Origin of the sequence: Parasphingorhabdus sp., assembly GCF_965233695.1 — a bacterium.
Taxonomy (GTDB): Bacteria; Pseudomonadota; Alphaproteobacteria; order Sphingomonadales; family Sphingomonadaceae; genus Parasphingorhabdus.
Genome location: NZ_OZ247497.1, coordinates 1,106,085 through 1,122,343, shown reverse-complemented (window position 1 = coordinate 1,122,343; position 16,259 = coordinate 1,106,085). Strand labels below are relative to the sequence as shown.

The 16,259-nt window shown below is 52.7% G+C and carries 21 protein-coding genes; 13 read left to right on the top strand and 8 right to left on the bottom strand.

The window, feature by feature from the left end; all coding sequences use genetic code 11:
• Window positions 1-6: 6 nt before the first annotated feature.
• From mnmG to ACO6S1_RS05255, 3 genes are all read right to left on the bottom strand, one after another.
• On the bottom strand, window positions 7-1,872 hold the full coding sequence (mnmG, locus tag ACO6S1_RS05265) for a tRNA uridine-5-carboxymethylaminomethyl(34) synthesis enzyme MnmG (RefSeq protein ID WP_422345270.1): 1,866 nt from the start codon (window positions 1,870-1,872) through the stop codon (window positions 7-9).
• Window positions 1,873-1,961: 89 nt separating this feature from the next.
• Entirely contained in the window at window positions 1,962-3,257 is a 1,296-nt protein-coding gene (mnmE, locus tag ACO6S1_RS05260; RefSeq protein WP_422345269.1) for a tRNA uridine-5-carboxymethylaminomethyl(34) synthesis GTPase MnmE, read from the bottom strand.
• A gap of 18 nt (window positions 3,258-3,275) precedes the next feature.
• Complete coding sequence (locus ACO6S1_RS05255; RefSeq protein WP_207986566.1) at window positions 3,276-3,539, bottom strand: DUF6489 family protein; 264 nt, start codon at window positions 3,537-3,539, stop codon at window positions 3,276-3,278.
• A gap of 134 nt (window positions 3,540-3,673) precedes the next feature.
• Here ACO6S1_RS05255 and ACO6S1_RS05250 point away from each other — a divergent pair, with 134 nt between their 5' ends.
• Both ACO6S1_RS05250 and ACO6S1_RS05245 read left to right on the top strand, forming a co-directional pair.
• On the top strand, window positions 3,674-4,372 hold the full coding sequence (locus tag ACO6S1_RS05250; RefSeq protein ID WP_422345268.1) for a dienelactone hydrolase family protein: 699 nt from the start codon (window positions 3,674-3,676) through the stop codon (window positions 4,370-4,372).
• Window positions 4,369-4,776 (top strand): nuclear transport factor 2 family protein, encoded by a 408-nt coding sequence (locus ACO6S1_RS05245; protein ID WP_422345267.1) that lies wholly within the window; start codon window positions 4,369-4,371, stop codon window positions 4,774-4,776. Before ACO6S1_RS05250 ends, ACO6S1_RS05245 begins: the two co-directional genes overlap by 4 nt.
• A gap of 7 nt (window positions 4,777-4,783) precedes the next feature.
• On the opposite strand, the gene ACO6S1_RS05240 is transcribed toward ACO6S1_RS05245, so the two are convergent.
• Genes ACO6S1_RS05240 through rho form a run of 3 tightly spaced genes read right to left on the bottom strand, consistent with a single transcriptional unit; the run spans window position 4,784 to window position 7,108 of the window.
• The gene (locus tag ACO6S1_RS05240) at window positions 4,784-5,506 is read right to left on the bottom strand and encodes a TerC family protein (protein ID WP_422345266.1); all 723 of its coding nucleotides are present in this window, start codon (window positions 5,504-5,506) and stop codon (window positions 4,784-4,786) included.
• Window positions 5,503-5,799, bottom strand: a complete 297-nt coding sequence (locus ACO6S1_RS05235; RefSeq protein ID WP_422345265.1) for an antibiotic biosynthesis monooxygenase family protein — start codon at window positions 5,797-5,799, stop codon at window positions 5,503-5,505. The genes ACO6S1_RS05240 and ACO6S1_RS05235 overlap by 4 nt, the downstream gene beginning before the upstream one ends.
• Window positions 5,800-5,851: 52 nt before the next feature.
• The gene (gene rho / locus ACO6S1_RS05230) at window positions 5,852-7,108 is read right to left on the bottom strand and encodes a transcription termination factor Rho (RefSeq protein WP_422345264.1); all 1,257 of its coding nucleotides are present in this window, start codon (window positions 7,106-7,108) and stop codon (window positions 5,852-5,854) included.
• Window positions 7,109-7,283: 175 nt separating this feature from the next.
• Between rho and ACO6S1_RS05225 the strand changes: the two genes are divergently transcribed.
• On the top strand, window positions 7,284-7,712 hold the full coding sequence (locus ACO6S1_RS05225) for a MotA/TolQ/ExbB proton channel family protein (RefSeq protein WP_422345263.1): 429 nt from the start codon (window positions 7,284-7,286) through the stop codon (window positions 7,710-7,712).
• Window positions 7,713-7,720: 8 nt separating this feature from the next.
• On the opposite strand, the gene ACO6S1_RS05220 is transcribed toward ACO6S1_RS05225, so the two are convergent.
• Together ACO6S1_RS05220 and hemE are read right to left on the bottom strand one after the other, a co-directional pair.
• Entirely contained in the window at window positions 7,721-8,164 is a 444-nt protein-coding gene (locus ACO6S1_RS05220) for a CopD family protein (RefSeq protein WP_422345262.1), read from the bottom strand.
• Window positions 8,161-9,195: a uroporphyrinogen decarboxylase gene (gene hemE / locus ACO6S1_RS05215; protein ID WP_422345261.1), complete on the bottom strand. Its 1,035-nt coding sequence runs from the start codon at window positions 9,193-9,195 to the stop codon at window positions 8,161-8,163. Before hemE ends, ACO6S1_RS05220 begins: the two co-directional genes overlap by 4 nt.
• Before the next feature lie 302 nt (window positions 9,196-9,497).
• Here hemE and ACO6S1_RS05210 point away from each other — a divergent pair, with 302 nt between their 5' ends.
• The 10 genes from ACO6S1_RS05210 (at window position 9,498) to ACO6S1_RS05165 (ending at window position 16,054) form a co-directional block, all read left to right on the top strand.
• Window positions 9,498-10,343 (top strand): pyruvate, water dikinase regulatory protein, encoded by an 846-nt coding sequence (locus ACO6S1_RS05210; protein WP_422345260.1) that lies wholly within the window; start codon window positions 9,498-9,500, stop codon window positions 10,341-10,343.
• A 16-nt stretch (window positions 10,344-10,359) separates the two neighbouring features.
• A complete protein-coding gene (locus tag ACO6S1_RS05205; RefSeq protein WP_422346144.1) occupies window positions 10,360-10,953 on the top strand; it encodes a Maf family protein in 594 nt (197 codons plus the stop codon).
• Window positions 10,950-11,768, top strand: a complete 819-nt coding sequence (aroE, locus tag ACO6S1_RS05200; protein WP_422345259.1) for a shikimate dehydrogenase — start codon at window positions 10,950-10,952, stop codon at window positions 11,766-11,768. Before ACO6S1_RS05205 ends, aroE begins: the two co-directional genes overlap by 4 nt.
• Window positions 11,765-12,376, top strand: coding sequence for a dephospho-CoA kinase (gene coaE, locus ACO6S1_RS05195; protein WP_422345258.1), 612 nt, complete (start codon window positions 11,765-11,767; stop codon window positions 12,374-12,376). The genes aroE and coaE overlap by 4 nt, the downstream gene beginning before the upstream one ends.
• Window positions 12,377-12,403: 27 nt before the next feature.
• Window positions 12,404-13,102 carry a DNA polymerase III subunit epsilon gene (gene dnaQ, locus ACO6S1_RS05190; protein ID WP_422345257.1) on the top strand — a complete coding sequence of 233 codons (699 nt, stop codon included), beginning with the start codon at window positions 12,404-12,406 and terminating at the stop codon, window positions 13,100-13,102.
• A 43-nt stretch (window positions 13,103-13,145) separates the two neighbouring features.
• Complete coding sequence (gene hpf / locus ACO6S1_RS05185; protein WP_422345256.1) at window positions 13,146-13,718, top strand: ribosome hibernation-promoting factor, HPF/YfiA family; 573 nt, start codon at window positions 13,146-13,148, stop codon at window positions 13,716-13,718.
• Window positions 13,719-13,871: 153 nt separating this feature from the next.
• Window positions 13,872-14,339, top strand: a complete 468-nt coding sequence (locus ACO6S1_RS05180; protein WP_422345255.1) for a PTS sugar transporter subunit IIA — start codon at window positions 13,872-13,874, stop codon at window positions 14,337-14,339.
• A 2-nt stretch (window positions 14,340-14,341) separates the two neighbouring features.
• The gene (locus ACO6S1_RS05175) at window positions 14,342-14,821 is read left to right on the top strand and encodes a PaaI family thioesterase (RefSeq protein ID WP_422346143.1); all 480 of its coding nucleotides are present in this window, start codon (window positions 14,342-14,344) and stop codon (window positions 14,819-14,821) included.
• The gene (locus ACO6S1_RS05170) at window positions 14,818-15,153 is read left to right on the top strand and encodes a DUF1491 family protein (protein WP_422345254.1); all 336 of its coding nucleotides are present in this window, start codon (window positions 14,818-14,820) and stop codon (window positions 15,151-15,153) included. The genes ACO6S1_RS05175 and ACO6S1_RS05170 overlap by 4 nt, the downstream gene beginning before the upstream one ends.
• A 205-nt stretch (window positions 15,154-15,358) precedes the next feature.
• Window positions 15,359-16,054, top strand: a complete 696-nt coding sequence (locus tag ACO6S1_RS05165; protein ID WP_422345253.1) for a cell wall hydrolase — start codon at window positions 15,359-15,361, stop codon at window positions 16,052-16,054.
• The last annotated feature ends 205 nt before the right edge of the window (window positions 16,055-16,259 follow it).

Below are 16,259 nucleotides of genomic sequence, written 5' to 3'. Positions count from 1 at the left end.
CCCGAATCATGCCGCCAGAGTCTTGGCTTCGCGGCGACGCGCATGGACTAGAATCGCTGCCAACGCAGCCGGAGTTATACCCCGGACCCGGGAAGCAGCCGCGAGTGTTTCCGGCCGGGCCCCTTTTAGACGCTCGACCATTTCATTCGACAGTCCGGCGATTGCGGCATAGTCAAGATCATCGCCCAAGCGGATCTGCTCATTCGCTCTCAAGTCTTTAAGCTCCGATTCCTGCCGCTGGAGATAAGGCGCGTAGCGTGCGTCCTCCTCGACTTCAGCCAGCAATGCAGAGTCTGTGTCAGCAACAGAAATCCCCAGCCCTTCCAGCGCCGCTATCGAGATATTGGGGAAACGCAGCCAGTCAAACAGAGATTGTTTGGTACCATCGCGGCGAACCTCAATGTCCTGATCGGCAATTGCCTCACAGCTGTGGACGGCCTCCAACTCCTCCATAAGCGCATGGCGCTGGATTTCCCGTGCTTCAAACCAGCGCTGTCGCTCTTCACCCAGGCAACCCAATGAAGCTGCCACCGGACTAAGCCTTGAGGTTGCATTGTCAGCCCTTAGACGCAGGCGATATTCGGCACGCGCGGTGAGCATCCGATAGGGTTCGGTCACGCCCTGCAGCACCAGATCGTCAATCATCACAGCCATATAGCTGGTACCGCGATCAAGCTCCGGTGCAGCCTTGCCCTGTATCGCGCAAGCTGCGCCGATACCGGCGATCAAGCCCTGTGCCGCCGCTTCCTCATATCCCGTGGTGCCATTGATCTGGCCAGCGCAATAAAGCCCGTCCAGATCGCGGACTTTTAGCAACCGGTCCAAAGCCCGCGGATCGATATGGTCATATTCCACCGCATAGCCGGGCACGATGATTTCGGCTTTGGACAGACCATCCATGGTCCGGACAAATGCCTCCTGTACATCGGCGGGCAGAGACGTGCTGATACCATTGGGATAGACCAGATTGGTATCAAGCCCCTCTGGCTCCAGAAACACCTGATGGGAGTCCCGGTCTGCAAAGCGGTGAATCTTGTCTTCTATCGATGGGCAATAGCGCGGGCCCTGCGCATCGATCGCACCGCTGAACAAGGGCGACCGATCGAGATTGTCACGAATAATATCATGGGTCGCTACGCTGGTCCGGCTGACGGCACAGAAAATTTGGGGCACGTCCCGCCGCGTCGAAAGCGGTGACATGGTCCAGTTGTCATCGTCGGAAGGCTGCTCGGGAAGTGCGGCCCAGTCTATTGTACGTCCATCGATGCGCGGCGGCGTTCCGGTTTTCAGGCGCGCGATCGGAAGGTCGGCATCGCGAATCTGCTGGCCAAGCGACACTGCACTGGCCTCTCCGGTCCGTCCGCCATCGACAGTTTCTTCGCCGCGGAACAGCTTCCCGTTTAGAAATGTTCCCGTCGCCAATATAACGGCCGAAGCGTTGATCTGACTTTCGTCGGCCAGGTTAATGCCGCTCACCGTCTGTCCATCAAATATCAGCGATGCGACTTCGCCTTCGATAATGGTCAGATTATCCTGCGCGTCCAGTATGCGATGGATGGCGGCTTTATAAAGCTTACGATCTGCCTGGACTCTCGGGCCTTGCACTGCGGCGCCCTTGGACAGATTGAGCATACGGTAATGGATGGCAGCTGAATCGGCCGCCCGCCCGATCAGTCCATCAAAGGCATCGACCTCGCGCACCAGATGCCCTTTTCCCAGACCGCCAATGGCAGGATTGCAGGACATCGCGCCGATACTGTCTTTGGTAAAACTCACCAGCGCTGTGCGCACGCCCATGCGTGCAGCGACCGCCGCCGCTTCACAGCCCGCATGCCCGCCACCGACGACAATAAGATCAAAATCACGATTCATGCTGCGCCCATAGCGGAAGCTGGGTTTCAGGTCAAAATGATCTCGCCTTGCAAATCCGGAGATGTTGCAACTGTTCCACGTGGAACAGTCTATTTCCCGATACAGAACTTTCCGAACAAGCTGTCCAGCATATCTTCAGTACTCGCCCTGCCCGTCAACGCATCAAGCGCGGCACGGGCCAGCCGCAATTGCTCGGCGATAATCAGATAGTCTTGCACGTCGGCTATCTGATGGAGACTCGTTTGCGCTTCGGTCAGATGATCTGCCTGGCGCTTGTTTACGCTGATCTCGTCTCCGCGCGGAACAATGTTTTTCGCACGATCCACGAGCAGCGCCACCAGCGCATCCATTCCAGCGCCGACCACCGGAGATACGGAAAGAACGCCCGGCGATTTGGGCATATATTCCGGATGATCCTGGCGTGATGCTATTTCAACCAGATTGGCGTTTCGCGGGCCCTCCCCCTCTGGACCGAGCCACAGGATCAGGTCTGCCAGATTAAATTGCTGGCGCGCGCGATCAATTCCGATGCGCTCGATTTCTTCCGCGCCTTCCTCCCGGACTCCCGCCGTGTCTATAAACAGAAATGGGATGCCTTTGATCGCGATGGGCACTTCAATCACATCCCGTGTCGTTCCGGCGATAGCGGATACAATCGCCGCCTCTCGCTCAACCAGCGCATTGAGCAAAGTTGATTTGCCGCTGTTGGGCGGACCACCCAAAACAACCCGAACCCCTTCGCGCAACTTTTCTGCGCGCGGGCGATCCAGCATGTTTTTCATTTCAGTCGCCAGTTTATCGGCCGCCGATTGGACAACCGACAATTGCGCGGGCGTGACATCGTCCTCATCGGAAAAATCGAGCTCTGCCTCGACCATCGCGGACAGGCGCAAGATGGTATTTTGCCAATCTTCCACTTTTCGCGAAAGCGCTCCACCCGCTGCCTTAATCGCCGAACGGCGTTGCAGCTCGGTCTCCGCAAAAAGCAGATCGGATAGGCCTTCTGCTTCCGCCAAATCCATGCGGCCATGGGTGAAAGCCCGGCGGGTGAATTCCCCGGGTTCCGCTCGGCGCAGTCCGTCCATATTTTCAAGTGCGGTTTCCAGCGCACGAACGACAGCCCGGCCGCCGTGGCAATGAATCTCGGCGAGATCTTCACCACTCGCGCTATTTGGTCCCGGGAACCATAATATGAGAGCCGTATCGAGCAGTTCGCCACTGGCCGGGTCGGTCAGTTTCGCCAGACTGGCACGTCTCTCATCCGGCACAGCGCCGCTCAGAACACGCAAAGCATCCGATGCTTTCGGACCGCTGACCCTGATGATACCGATGGCCGCCGGTGGTTGCCCACTGGACAATGCAAAGATAGTGTCAGCCGCGGACATCAATTAACTATTTGATATCTAGTCTTTTTTCTTGGTCGAGGAAGATTTTCCGTTACCGGCACCCATTGCCCCGCTCACGAAGGAAGAGAACATCTTGATACCGGCCTCACCCATGGGGGCGATAATTTTGGTGAAATTCTGCAACTGCTCTACCGAACTGGCGCCCTGAAGGAATTTGGACAATTCTTTCACATAAGTTTCGTTGAGTTTTGCGACATCCGGCAGGCCCATCATGCGGCGCGCTTCTTCCGGTGTGCAATCCAGCTCTACGGTTACTTTCATATTGGCTTCCTCTTATAATGTTGTTGAAGCGAAGTTCCCCCCTCACCGCAACAGATGATGTTCCACCTTGCCACAACAGGATATGGGGATAATGTGCACCAATAATCAAGTCATGATCAAAGGAGCGCAAGAAAATGGGCGAAATGAAACCGATTAAAACGCTGAGCGGAGACGCAGAATTTCCATGCTATGTCGCCAAGCCAGACGGTGAAGCCAAAGCGGCAATCATCGTGATTCAGGAAATTTTTGGCGTGAACAAAGGAATCCAGGCGAAATGCGATCATTGGGCCAAGGCCGGATATCTCGCTGTTGCGCCAGATCTGTTCTGGCGGATCAACGAAGGCACTGATCTTGATGCTGATGTTGAGGAAGAATTTCAGGTCGCGCTCGATCTCATGGGCAAATTTGATCAGGATCAGGGTATCAGGGACATTGAAGCAGCGATTCATTTTGCGCGTGATGCTGTAAACGGCGGCAAAGTCGGCTGCGTCGGTTATTGTCTCGGCGGAAGGCTGGCTTTCATGACAGCGGCCAGAACCGATATTAATGCCTCTGTTGGCTATTATGGTGTGGGTATCGATGGCCTTCTGGGCGAGAAAAATGCGATCGCGCATGAGGTCATGCTGCATATCCCCACGGCCGATGGTTTCGTACCCGCCGATGCCCAGGCCGCGATGCATGAAGGGCTGGACGACCATCCGAAGGTGACGCTGCATGACTATGAGGGTCTGGATCACGGATTTGCCGCTGAATTTGGGGCTCGCCGGGACGAGGCAGCAGCAACATTGGCCGACAGCCGGACAGCTGAATTTTTCAAGGCGCATTTGGGATGAGCGCACGCGATAATCTGAAAGCCTGGCACGCCCGCATGGCTGACAAGAGCGAAGCAGCGCTCAGCGAGCAACTTGCCGATGATGCGGTGTTCCACTCCCCTGTCGTGCACACGCCGCAGGCGGGCAAACCCATTGTCATGGCCTATCTATTGGCGGCGGATAATGTCCTTGGAAATGACAGCTTCAAATATGTCCGTGAACTTGTCGATGATGATGCCAATATGGCGATGCTGGAATTTGAACTGCAACTGGATGATATTCAGGTCAATGGTGTCGATATCATCAGCTGGAATGACGAAGGCAAGATTCAGGATTTCAAGGTCATGGTCCGCCCGTTAAAGGCGATCAACAAAGTCTGGGACGAAATGGGCAAGATGTTGGAGAAGATGAAGAAGTCTGCCTGACTTCCTATCAAAACAGCGTCATCATCCCCAGTTTTGGATCGACAATACCGTCATAGATCATCCGGCCAGCGACCCAGACGATCACCGCGAGACCGATATAGGCAATCCACTTGTAGCGCTCGATATATTTGGCGATGACATTGGCTGCGAGGCCCATCAGGGCGACTGACAACAGCAATCCGACGACCAATATGCCGGGATGTTCACGCGCGGCTCCGGCGACGCCGAGAACATTGTCGAGGCTCATCGAGATATCTGCTGCTGTAACCGCCCAGACGGCTCCCCAGAACGTCTTGGTAGATTTTACACCGCTATGTTCGTCGCCAGCAATTTCTGGCGAACCGGGAGATTCACCTTCGTGAAAAATTTCACGCCAGAAATTCCACGCCACCCATAGAAGCAGCAGGCCGCCTGCGAAAATCAGTCCCACGATCGAGAGCAGCATGCTTACCGCCAGCGCAAAAATGATCCGCATGATCAAGGCAGCACTGATACCGATAATAATCACCTTGCGGCGTTGTTCTGGCGGTAGTCCGCCCGCCAGCGCGCCAACAACAATGGCATTATCAGCTGCAAAAACCAGATCGATCAAAACCACTTGGCCAAAGGCCGCCAGCGCTTCCGGCGAACCGATATTCGAAAAATCATGGACGATCGCGGCCCAAATATCGGCGGGGGAACCCAATCCGTTAGGCAATGCGGCGGTCAGGATGAAGAGAAGGTCAATCATGAAAAAATCGAAGGTCCAAAATAGGTTACGGTTGGCATAGGGTCATAGAATTCATGAAGCAAGGCGCGCCATCGGGGATAATCCGGAGATTTGCGAAACCCGTCGCGATGGGATTCAACGCAATCCCATCCAACGAGCAAAAGATACTGGTCGGAAGCGTCTACAGCAGGGCGAACTTCGATCGACTGAAAACCGGGCTGGGCCGTGATAAGCGGCCGCGCCCTTTGCATCGCTTCGACGAACTGGCCGGACTGACCCGGTTTTACCTGCAACAAGGCCTGTTCAATAATCATCACCGGCCTCTGCTCCCAGACTCGCTCAGCATGAGCGGATCTTTCAACCCTCTTACTGGTTCATGCTGTCAAAGAAATCGTCGTTGGTTTTGCTGTCCTTCATCTTGTCGAGCAGGAATTCCATCGCATCGATCGTGCCCATCTGCATGAGGATACGGCGCAGCACCCACATTTTCTTGAGCTTGTCATCTTCGACCAGCAATTCTTCCTTACGGGTCCCGGATTTGCCAACATCCAGTGCCGGGAAGATCCGCTTGTCGGCGACTTTGCGATCCAGCACGATTTCGGAGTTACCAGTACCTTTAAATTCTTCAAAGATAACCTCGTCCATCCGGCTGCCAGTATCGATCAGCGCGGTTGCGATGATGGAAAGCGAGCCGCCTTCCTCAATATTACGCGCAGCACCGAAAAAGCGTTTTGGACGTTGCAGGGCATTGGCATCCACACCGCCGGTCAGCACCTTGCCGGAGCTTGGCACGACCGTATTATAGGCACGACCCAGACGCGTGATAGAGTCGAGAAGAATGACAACATCATGCTTGTGCTCGACCAGGCGTTTGGCTTTTTCAATAACCATTTCAGCAACTTGCACGTGGCGTGTGGCCGGTTCGTCAAAGGTGGAGCTGATCACTTCGCCCTTTACGGAGCGCTGCATGTCGGTCACCTCTTCCGGCCGTTCATCGATAAGCAGAACGAGCAGATAGACTTCCGGATGGTTGTCGGTAATCGCTTTGGCAATATTTTGCAGCAGCACGGTTTTACCGGTTCGCGGCGGCGCCACGATCAGGGCACGCTGGCCTTTGCCTTGCGGCGAAATAATATCGATGACTCGGGCTGACTTGTCTTTGACCGTCGGGTCGAGACTGTCGAGCGTCAGCTTCTCATCCGGATAAAGCGGGGTGAGATTGTCAAAATTAACCCGGTGACGCACCGCATCGGGTTCGTCAAAGTTAATCGCGGTCAGCTTGGTCAGCGCAAAATAACGCTCGCCATCCCGCGGCGCCCGAATTTCGCCTTCGACCGTATCACCGGTACGCAGGCCGAATTTCCGAACCTGGTTTGGCGAAACATAAATATCATCAGGCCCGGCGAGATAATTGGCTTCGGGCGAGCGCAAAAAGCCGAAACCGTCGGGCAGCACTTCAATCGTGCCGAGGCCCATGATCAGTTCATCCTGATCCGCGAGTTCTTTCAGAATCGCGAACATCAGGTCCTGTTTGCGCAGGGTAGATGCGCTTTCGACGCCCAGTTCTTCCGCCATGGAGACGAGACCAGCGGGCGATTTTTCTTTTAGTTCTTTTAAATGCATGGAGGTTTATCCAAAAATATCAGGAAGTTATATATTGTTTTTGCATGTGTGCAGCGTGTGCGCCGTCAAATTTTCACATGTAAAGATCGCCCGGACGGGCTTTAAGCTTCAATTACGCTTGCTGGGGGATCATGTCAAATGTAGTTTCCTAAGCATCAGCATTTCGGAAAAGATTATGTCAGCAGCTAAAACGGCCCCAGAGAACCAATTTGGATTCGACCATCCTCCAGAACCAGATTTAATAATTTGGTTTGTCTTCGTCACTCTGATGGTTATCTTTATCTCAATGTTGCTGATTTTCGCCAAGAACATGGCGACCAACAACAAGAACATTGAGTTGAAACCCGAACGATACTTTCTTTGGACGAGTTATTTAAAGACTGCGTCAACATGCTCTATCTTGATGGGATTAATTGGCACTTTGATTGGAGTTTACCGTACTCTCATCAACATGGCGCTTTTTGAAGTTTACGACCTTGAAGAATCAGTAGGACCGATTGGCCAAGCGTTGATTTTCCTTATGATTGGAATTGTTATTGCTTTCTTTGGGTATGGTCTTGAATTTATCAGCAGGTGGAAAGGTGTAGCGGCCACCAACAAATAAGTTAAATTCTAAAAGGGCTTTACTATTACCAGAATTACAATGATCGCTGCCGCAATCCCGGGCACTTCATTGACCAACCGCAGCTTTTTATCCGTAATCGTCCGTTCGCCGCGCGCGAGTTTTTTAACATAGCCCATCATCCAGCCATGATAACCTGAGAGCAGCAGCACGACCAATAGCTTGGCGTGAAACCAGCCCTGGCTGAATGCGCCAATATCATACGCAAGTACCAAACCCAAAACCCAGACGATGATCAGCGACGGGTTGAGAATGATCTTGCGCAACTTGGCTTCGCGCTCAATCCATTTGCCATCTTCTTCCGACCCGACAGCCGATTCCTGATGATAGACGAAGAAACGCGGCATCATGAACAGGCCGGCCATCCAGAAGATGACGAAAATGATATGAGCGGATTTTAGCCAGAGATAGAGCATGGAAAGATATTCATTCATTGCCGGACAAGTGTAAGCAGCTTTTCGACATGTTCAATCGGTGTATCGGGCAAAATCCCGTGGCCCAGATTGAAAATATGCGGGCGATCCTCAAAGACTTGCAAAATATGGCGCACCGATTTTTCCAGCGCATCTCCGCCGGCAATCAGGGCCAGCGGATCGAGATTGCCTTGCAACGGGAGGTCCACGGGCAGGTTTTCATGCGCCCAGACCGGATCGACCGTTTCATCCAGACCGATGGCATCCGCGCCCGTTTCTTTGGCATAGGCAATTAATTTCGCGCCAGCGCCTTTGGGAAAACCGATAATCGGCAGATCGGGATGAACCGCCTTTACCCGCGCTATGATTTCCGCATTGGGCGCAATCACCCATTTTTCAAATTGCGCAGGTGACAGGGTTCCTGCCCAGCTGTCAAACAGCTGCACCGCGTCCACGCCAGCATCAATCTGACCGAGAAGATAGGTCACGGTATTGTCGATAATCGCGCTGATCAGCTCTGCAAACGCCGCTTCGTCCCGATAGGCATAGCGCCGCGTCACGGCCTGATCCTTGCTGCCTTGCCCATGGGTCATGTAGGTGGCGATGGTCCAGGGGCTGCCGGCAAAGCCCATGAAGGTCGTTTTGTCATCCAGCTGCGCAGCGACACGGCGCACCGTGGCATAAATAGCCTCAAAATGTTCCGGAGCGGCTTCGAGAGACGATAAATCCGCTTCGACGAGCCTTGGTGACAGGCGGGGTCCTTCTCCCGTCTCAAACCATAGTTTCTGACCCATGGCATGCGGCACGATCAAAATGTCGGAAAACAGGATGGCCCCGTCAAAACCAAAACGTCTAATTGGTTGCAAGGTAACTTCGGCCGCTGCCTCTGCATCATAGCAAAGCTCGAGAAAACCCCCTTTTTGCGCGCGTAACGCGCGATATTCCGGCAAATACCGGCCGGCCTGGCGCATCAGCCAGACGGGAGTCTGTGCCTGTTTCTTGCCAAGCAGCGTGTTGAGTAAAATTTTCGGAGAGGCGGTGCCGTCAGACATGAGATAAGGGTCATCCAATATAATAATATAGTATATTTATAGAATCTTGTTGATGATGATAGAGCGTGGATAGAGGCGGTAACGCGCCTTTGTCGTGATTACAAACAGATTGACAGATGGCTGTTAAGGAAAAATTTACCGATTCCCAAATTTGATCCCCATTATCCACAATCTGTGGATGGAAATATCAAAACTTGATGGCTTGTGGATAGAAATCGGGAAGACGGGCATGAAAATGACCGGTGCAATAATCCCGCATTCATCCCTTGCTTTATCCACAATGAAATCACAGGGTTGCGGGCATGAATCGTTTGCATCTTCATATGTTATCAGACTCCACCGGCGAGACGCTGGAGAATATCGCAAAAGCGGCGCTGGCGCAATTTGACGGGGTCGAAATCATCAAGCATTTCTGGCCGATGGTGCGCTCCGAAACCCATTTGAACCGGATATTGGTTGAAGTTGCCGACAATCCCGGCCTTGTGATTTTCACTCTGGTAAACAGTGACATAAGGGCAAGGTTGGAACGGGAATGCAGGCATTTGGGCTTGCCGGTTGTGCCCGCGCTCGACACCGTGACCGACGCGCTCTCCAACATGTTGGGACAGGAAGCAAAAGCGCGGCCCGGTCGCCAACATATATTGGACGCGGCCTATTTTGAACGGGTAGAGGCGATTCAATTCACCATTGCCCATGATGACGGCATCGGCTGGGAAAACTGGGAGGAAGCGGATATTGTCTTGGCCGGAGTGTCGCGGACATCCAAAACCCCAACCTCCATCTATCTTGCCAATCGCGGTTACAAGACAGCCAATATCCCGATTGTCCCGGAATCTCCGCCGCCCGACGCGCTTTATCATTTAAAAAACCCGCTGGTGGTTGGTCTTGTCGCAGGCGCCAGCCGCTTGGTGCAAGTGCGCCGGAACCGGCTATTATCGCTCAACCAAGCGCCGGAAACCGATTATGTCGATGAAGAAAAGGTCAAGGCCGAAACACAATATGCCCGGCGGATGTTCGCGGATAATGGCTGGCCGATGATCGATGTGACTCGCCGCTCGATCGAGGAATCTGCTGCAGCGATCATCAATTTTTACAATGAACGCCATACCAGTTTGTCTGAAAGTGCCAAGAGTGACCATGGTGGATGACGCTGCACCCGAGCCGATGCTGATCCTTGCCTCAAAGAGCAAGGCGCGGCAGGCGATGCTCGCGGCGGCAGGCGTTGTCATTGAATCGCTCGCCCCCAATGTTGATGAAGAAGCATTGAAAGCCGGTCTGCAGGCCGATGGTGTGACAGCGCGCAATTTGGCTGATGCCTTGGCAGAAGCAAAAGCGGTACGTCTGTCTCGTCGCATTGGCCCAGGGCTGGTGCTGGGCGGCGATCAGGTACTCGCTCTGGAAGACGGTTCGATGCTCGACAAGCCGACTGACCAGGATGATGCAAAAGCACATTTGCGACAATTATCCGGCAAGAAGCACAAGCTATTCAGCGCAGCGGTAATTGCTGATCAGGGTTCACCAGTCTGGCGTCATATTGATATCGCGACTCTAACCATGCGATCCTTGAGCGATGCGTTTATTGATTCCTATGTTGCGGCCGAATGGAACAATATCCGTCACTGTGTCGGTTGCTACGAGATAGAGGGGCGCGGGGCGCAACTATTTTCCGATATCAAGGGGAGTCAGTTCACTATCATGGGTCTGCCGTTGCTGCACTTGCTCGACTATTTACGCGTCAGAGGCGTTATGCCATCATGACCGATATTCTGCCCTATGCCGAGGTTATTGGCGATCCGATTGCCCATAGCAAATCCCCTCTGATCCACAAATTCTGGCTCGAAAAGCTCGGTATCAAGGCAGATTATCGTGTATGTCACGTGAAACCGGACGAATTGAAAGACTATATTGCCAGCCGCCGAAATGATCCCGATTGGCAAGGCTGCAATGTCACAATTCCTCATAAACTGGCGATCATGGATCATGTGTCAGACCCAGGCGAGGTGCGCAGCTCGATTGGTGCCATGAATACGATTGCGCGAACCCGGGATGGCACGCTTTTTGGCACAAATACCGATGCCGGCGGCTTTTTTGCACCGATTGCCGATGTTCCGTTATCCGGACAAGATGTGATAGTTATCGGTGCCGGGGGTGCAGCGCAGGCGGTTTTGTTCGCCTTATCCCGCATCGATGTGGGTTCTGTCACGATCATCAATCGCAATGTCCTCAAGGCGTCCGCCTTGCTTGCTCGCTTTGGCCTTAAAGGACAGGCTTTGGAACATGGATCCTCGCTGCCCTCTGCCCGTTTGCTGGTCAATGCAAGTGCGCTGGGCATGAAAGGCCAGGATCCCCTGCATATAGACCTGTCCGGATTGCCCGATGATGCGATTGTTTATGATCTGGTCTATGTTCCGATCAAGACTCCCCTGCTTGTCGCCGCGCGGAAAAGGGGTCTCGAAACAATTGACGGCCTTGCGATGCTAATCGGACAGGCGGCCGTCGCTTTTGAAATCTTCTTTGGCCAGGCACCGCCAGTAGAACATGATGATGAACTGAGAAAGCTGCTCCTCGCATGACCGCTCGTATCGACAAACCTCTGATGATTGGTTTGACCGGCTCCATCGGAATGGGCAAGTCAACCGTTGCACAGATGTTTGCCGACGAAGGGGTGCCGGTTTTTGATGCCGATGCTGCAGTCCATGTCCTCCAAGGACCTGATGGCGCGCTGGTTGCAGAGATTGAAGCGCTGTTTCCAGGAACTACCGGAGCAAATGGCGTTGATCGCCAGAAATTGGGCGCCGCGGTCCTGGGCAATGCCGAAGCTTTGAAACAGCTGGAAGGCCTGATTCATCCTGCCGTCGGTGCGATGCGAATGGAATTTCTGCATCAGCATGCTGGTGCACCGATGATTCTCTTCGACATACCTCTGTTGTTTGAAAAAACCGGAGCTGGTGGAGTGGATCAGGTAATCGTCGTTTCGGCCAGCGAAGCGGATCAGCGCGATCGGGTTTTGCGCCGCTCGGGAATGACGGCTGAGAAGTTTGAGAAGATCAAGTCTTTGCAAATGCCGGATGACGAAAAGCGCAAACGGGCTGATTTTATCATCAATACATCCCAGCCGTTGGAAAAAACACGGCAGCAGGTTCGAAATACGATAGAAAAATTGAAAGCTTCTCTTGCCTAACGGTAATTTGAGTCCGATATTAGATTCATGCGGGAAATAATTTTCGATACTGAAACCACCGGATTCGACCCCCAAAGCGGCGACCGGATGGTTGAAATAGGCTGTATAGAAATGATCGACCGTGTCGAAACCGGCAACAGCTTCCATTGTTATTATAATCCGCAACGCCCGATGCCCAAGGCAGCCGAAGAAGTGCACGGACTTTCAGATATTTTTCTGTCCGACAAGATGCTTTTTGCCGATGGCGCTGACGAGTTGATCGCTTTTCTGGGTGATGCCAACCTGGTTGCCCATAATGCCCAATTTGACTTTAACTTCCTCAATGCTGAATTGGTTTTATGCGGCAGAGAACCGATTTCACAGTTTCGCATGGTGGACACTTTGGCAATCGCAAAGGTTAAACATCCCGGCGCGAAGCTATCACTTGATGCGCTGTGCAGCCGCTATGGTATCGATCGCAGCCACCGGGTGAAACATGGCGCTTTGCTGGATGCCGAGCTGCTGACACAGCTTTACATTGAACTGACCGGCGGCCGCCAAATTGGCCTGGGTCTGGCCGATGACCGGATTTCCGAATCAGAGGAGCAGCGCCAGCCTTCTGGCAAAGAGGCCGCCTTGCGGCGGCAATTCATTGCGCCCCGCCCTCATAATGCCAGCGCCGAAGAACTGGCCCGTCACGCAGCCTTTATGGAGGGGATAAAGGACCCGCTATGGGCTGACATTTAGCGTTTATAGTTTTACTGCCGCGCAATCATAATGGAGAAATAATATGGAAATTCGTGTTTCAGGACATCAAGTGGATACTGGTGATGCGCTTCAAACCCATGTTGATGATCGAATGAATGCGATTGCGGACAAGTATTTTCCAAAAGCCATTTCAACGCACACCACATTTAGCAAAGCCCCGCATAGCCATTTTCAGTGTGATATCGTGTCGCACATCATGACCGGCCTGATGTTGAAATCGGAAGCACAAGCCGGAGATGCCCATCAGGCATTTGAACAAGCCGCGGACAAGATTGAAAAGCAGCTGCGCCGTTACATGCGGCGACTAAATGATCATCATGTGCAGGCCCAATATGCCGCTAAACAGGAAGAAGCAGCCTATCGGGTTTTTGAATCGAGAGATGAAGATGTTGAAGAGGAAACCCCTTCGCAAGACCCGCCAATTATTGCTGAAACGAGCACCGACATCCCGGAAGCGAGTGTTTCTGATGCCGTGATGATGATGGATTTGCGCAATACCGGCGCGCTATTATTTAAAAATGCTGGAACTGGCTCCCATAATATGGTTTACCGCCGAGCGGATGGCACTATCGGTTGGGTCGAACCCCAAAAATAGCGCCTAGGTTCGCATTTGAATCCCCCCGATTCGTCGAAAACTGCATAGTTTGCGCGAACCTGATTTGTTATCAACAGCATCGCCCGGCGGCAATTATCCCGCCAAGATGCCTTGTGTAGTAAAAGTTCAGGCTTGAGCGCCTGTGAGGAAAAAATGGAATATTTGTCAGTACGGATAGACCCCGCCGCGGTAACCGCCAGCGACACCGCTTTATCCAAGCAAGAAATTTTCGGCGTTTTGGCTAAAAAAGCGTCGCAGTGCTACGGTCTTGACGCCAATGTGGTTATAGATCGCCTGCAAGATCGCGAAACGCTCGGTTCAACCGGTTTTGGTGGCTCGGTTGCCATTCCGCACGCTCGGATTAAAGATTTGGACCAATGTGTTGGCCTGTTTATCCGCCTTGCGGAGCCGATTGACTTTGGCGCCCATGATGGTCAGGCCGTTGATCTGGTCTTTGGCCTTTTATCACCAGATCAAGGCAGCGCTGATCACTTGAAAGCGCTAGCCGAAGTTTCGCGTTTCCTTCGGGATGAATCGACTCTGACCAAGTTGCGTGGTGCGGCGTCCCAGGATGCGCTTTATGTTCTGCTCACGGGACAACAGGACCAGCAAGCGGCTTGAACATGGTTGCGGGGACCGATCCACAGCAGGGCACAGACGGGTCGCACGAACATTTTCGCGCATTGGAACGGCTCTATAAGGCGGCGCCGATCAACTCATTGTTTGAATCAGATCTCGAAATTACCGGACGCGGCCTTGCGCGTATCACTTTCGACGTTGATGAACGGCATTATCATGCAGCCGGTGCGGTGCATGGTACGAGCTATTTCAAAATGCTCGATGATGCTGCCTTTTATGCAGCAAACAGTCTGGTTTCCGACCGGTTTTTGCTCACCACAGCTTTTAATGTGTTGTTCACCCGTCCGCTCAAATCCAGCACGGTAACCGCCGAGGGTCGCTGGGTGAGCGGAAAACGCCGTGTTTTTGTTGCTGATTCGCGTCTTATCGATGAGGAGGGTGAGGAAATAGCGCGCGGTACCGGAACATTCATGCGTTCGCACATTCCGCTGGCATCGTTGCCCGGATATAAGCAGGGAAAATGATAGAACCGCGACTGTCTGCCGAGATGACGGTCCAGTCTCTGCTTCGAAAAGTGAGTCAGGAAGGTGGCTTCGGCGTTGTTCTGCGCAAGGGGGACCGAATCTCTGGTTCCATCCTGATATTATGTCTCGAAAAGGGTAGAGATCCGCGCCTCCTGGAGAGAATGCCGAGTTTGGAAGGGCCATCAACCTGGCATGTAATCTGGCCGCAAGATACTGATAAAAAACAAGATTTAGACAATTATCTGGAACGAAGAACCGGTTTTGATCCTGATATTTGGTTAATTGAACTGGATATCCCGGATGGGGAACGACTCATCGCTGAAATAGCCTGATTTTATTGACTTTGTTGCACTGCACCCTATTTCGCGACCAACTTTTGAGCGAAGGTTGTCCTCAGGGATTGTCAATACTGACAGGGGATAAACACGCAGACGGAGGGAACAGGGATAAGCTGTTGGTTGGTTTTTAGGCTTATTTACGGGCACATTGCTCGGCACTGGACTCACTGCATAATATAACGGTTTTATGAGTAAGGTTTTGAAAACTGCAAGTGCGATGTCGCTTGCATTATTTGCGGTGACCACTTTTGCGGTCACAGACGCGTCTTTCGCTCTCGAGGCGAACGATGATGTTCCGGAAGTTGATATTGTAATCGACCCGGAAATGCTCGAATCTGATGAAAATTCAGCACCAGTAATTTTTGGCGAGCAACAAGAAGTTATCTCTGAAATTCCTGAAGATGTAATCGAAGCCGATCGTCTGGCGAACGAAGAGCAAGCCAACGAGATGTCGGTATCCGCTGATTTTGTTGATAATGGTGCCGGTTCGTTGAAGGAACTTGTCAGCCAGCAATCCGTCGACGGTGCGCTGGATGAACAGATGCAATGCCTTGCCGGAACCGTTTACTTCGAATCCAAGGGTGAATCGCTGGCTGGCCAGCTTGCAGTTGCCCGCGTCGTTATGGCACGCGCCGCTTCACCGCGTTTCCCCAATAGCCTTTGCGGCGTAGTTTATCAGCGCAAGCAGTTCTCTTTCATCCGTAACGGCAAGATGCCGCGGATCGACAAAGGGCATCGTCACTGGCGCAACGCAGTTGCGATTTCAAAAATCGCAGTTAACGATGGATGGAACAGTCCGGTTGAAGGCGCCCTGTTCTTTCATGCGCGTTATGTATCGCCGGGCTGGCGGTTAAAGCGGATGGCGACAATCGATAATCATATTTTCTATCGATAATGCTGATCTCTAATTTACTTTGTAAAGGCTCCCAATCGGGGGCCTTTATTTTTTATGGGCGGGGCGTGATTTGTGTGAACTTTGGTCTGATCCTGGCCGGAAAAGACAAATCTCTTTATTTTGTTCTGTTTATGTTCTAAACTTTTGTAATGATGATTGAAGAAAATGATTCGGCCGTGCCCACAACTCGTTTAACGACCAACAC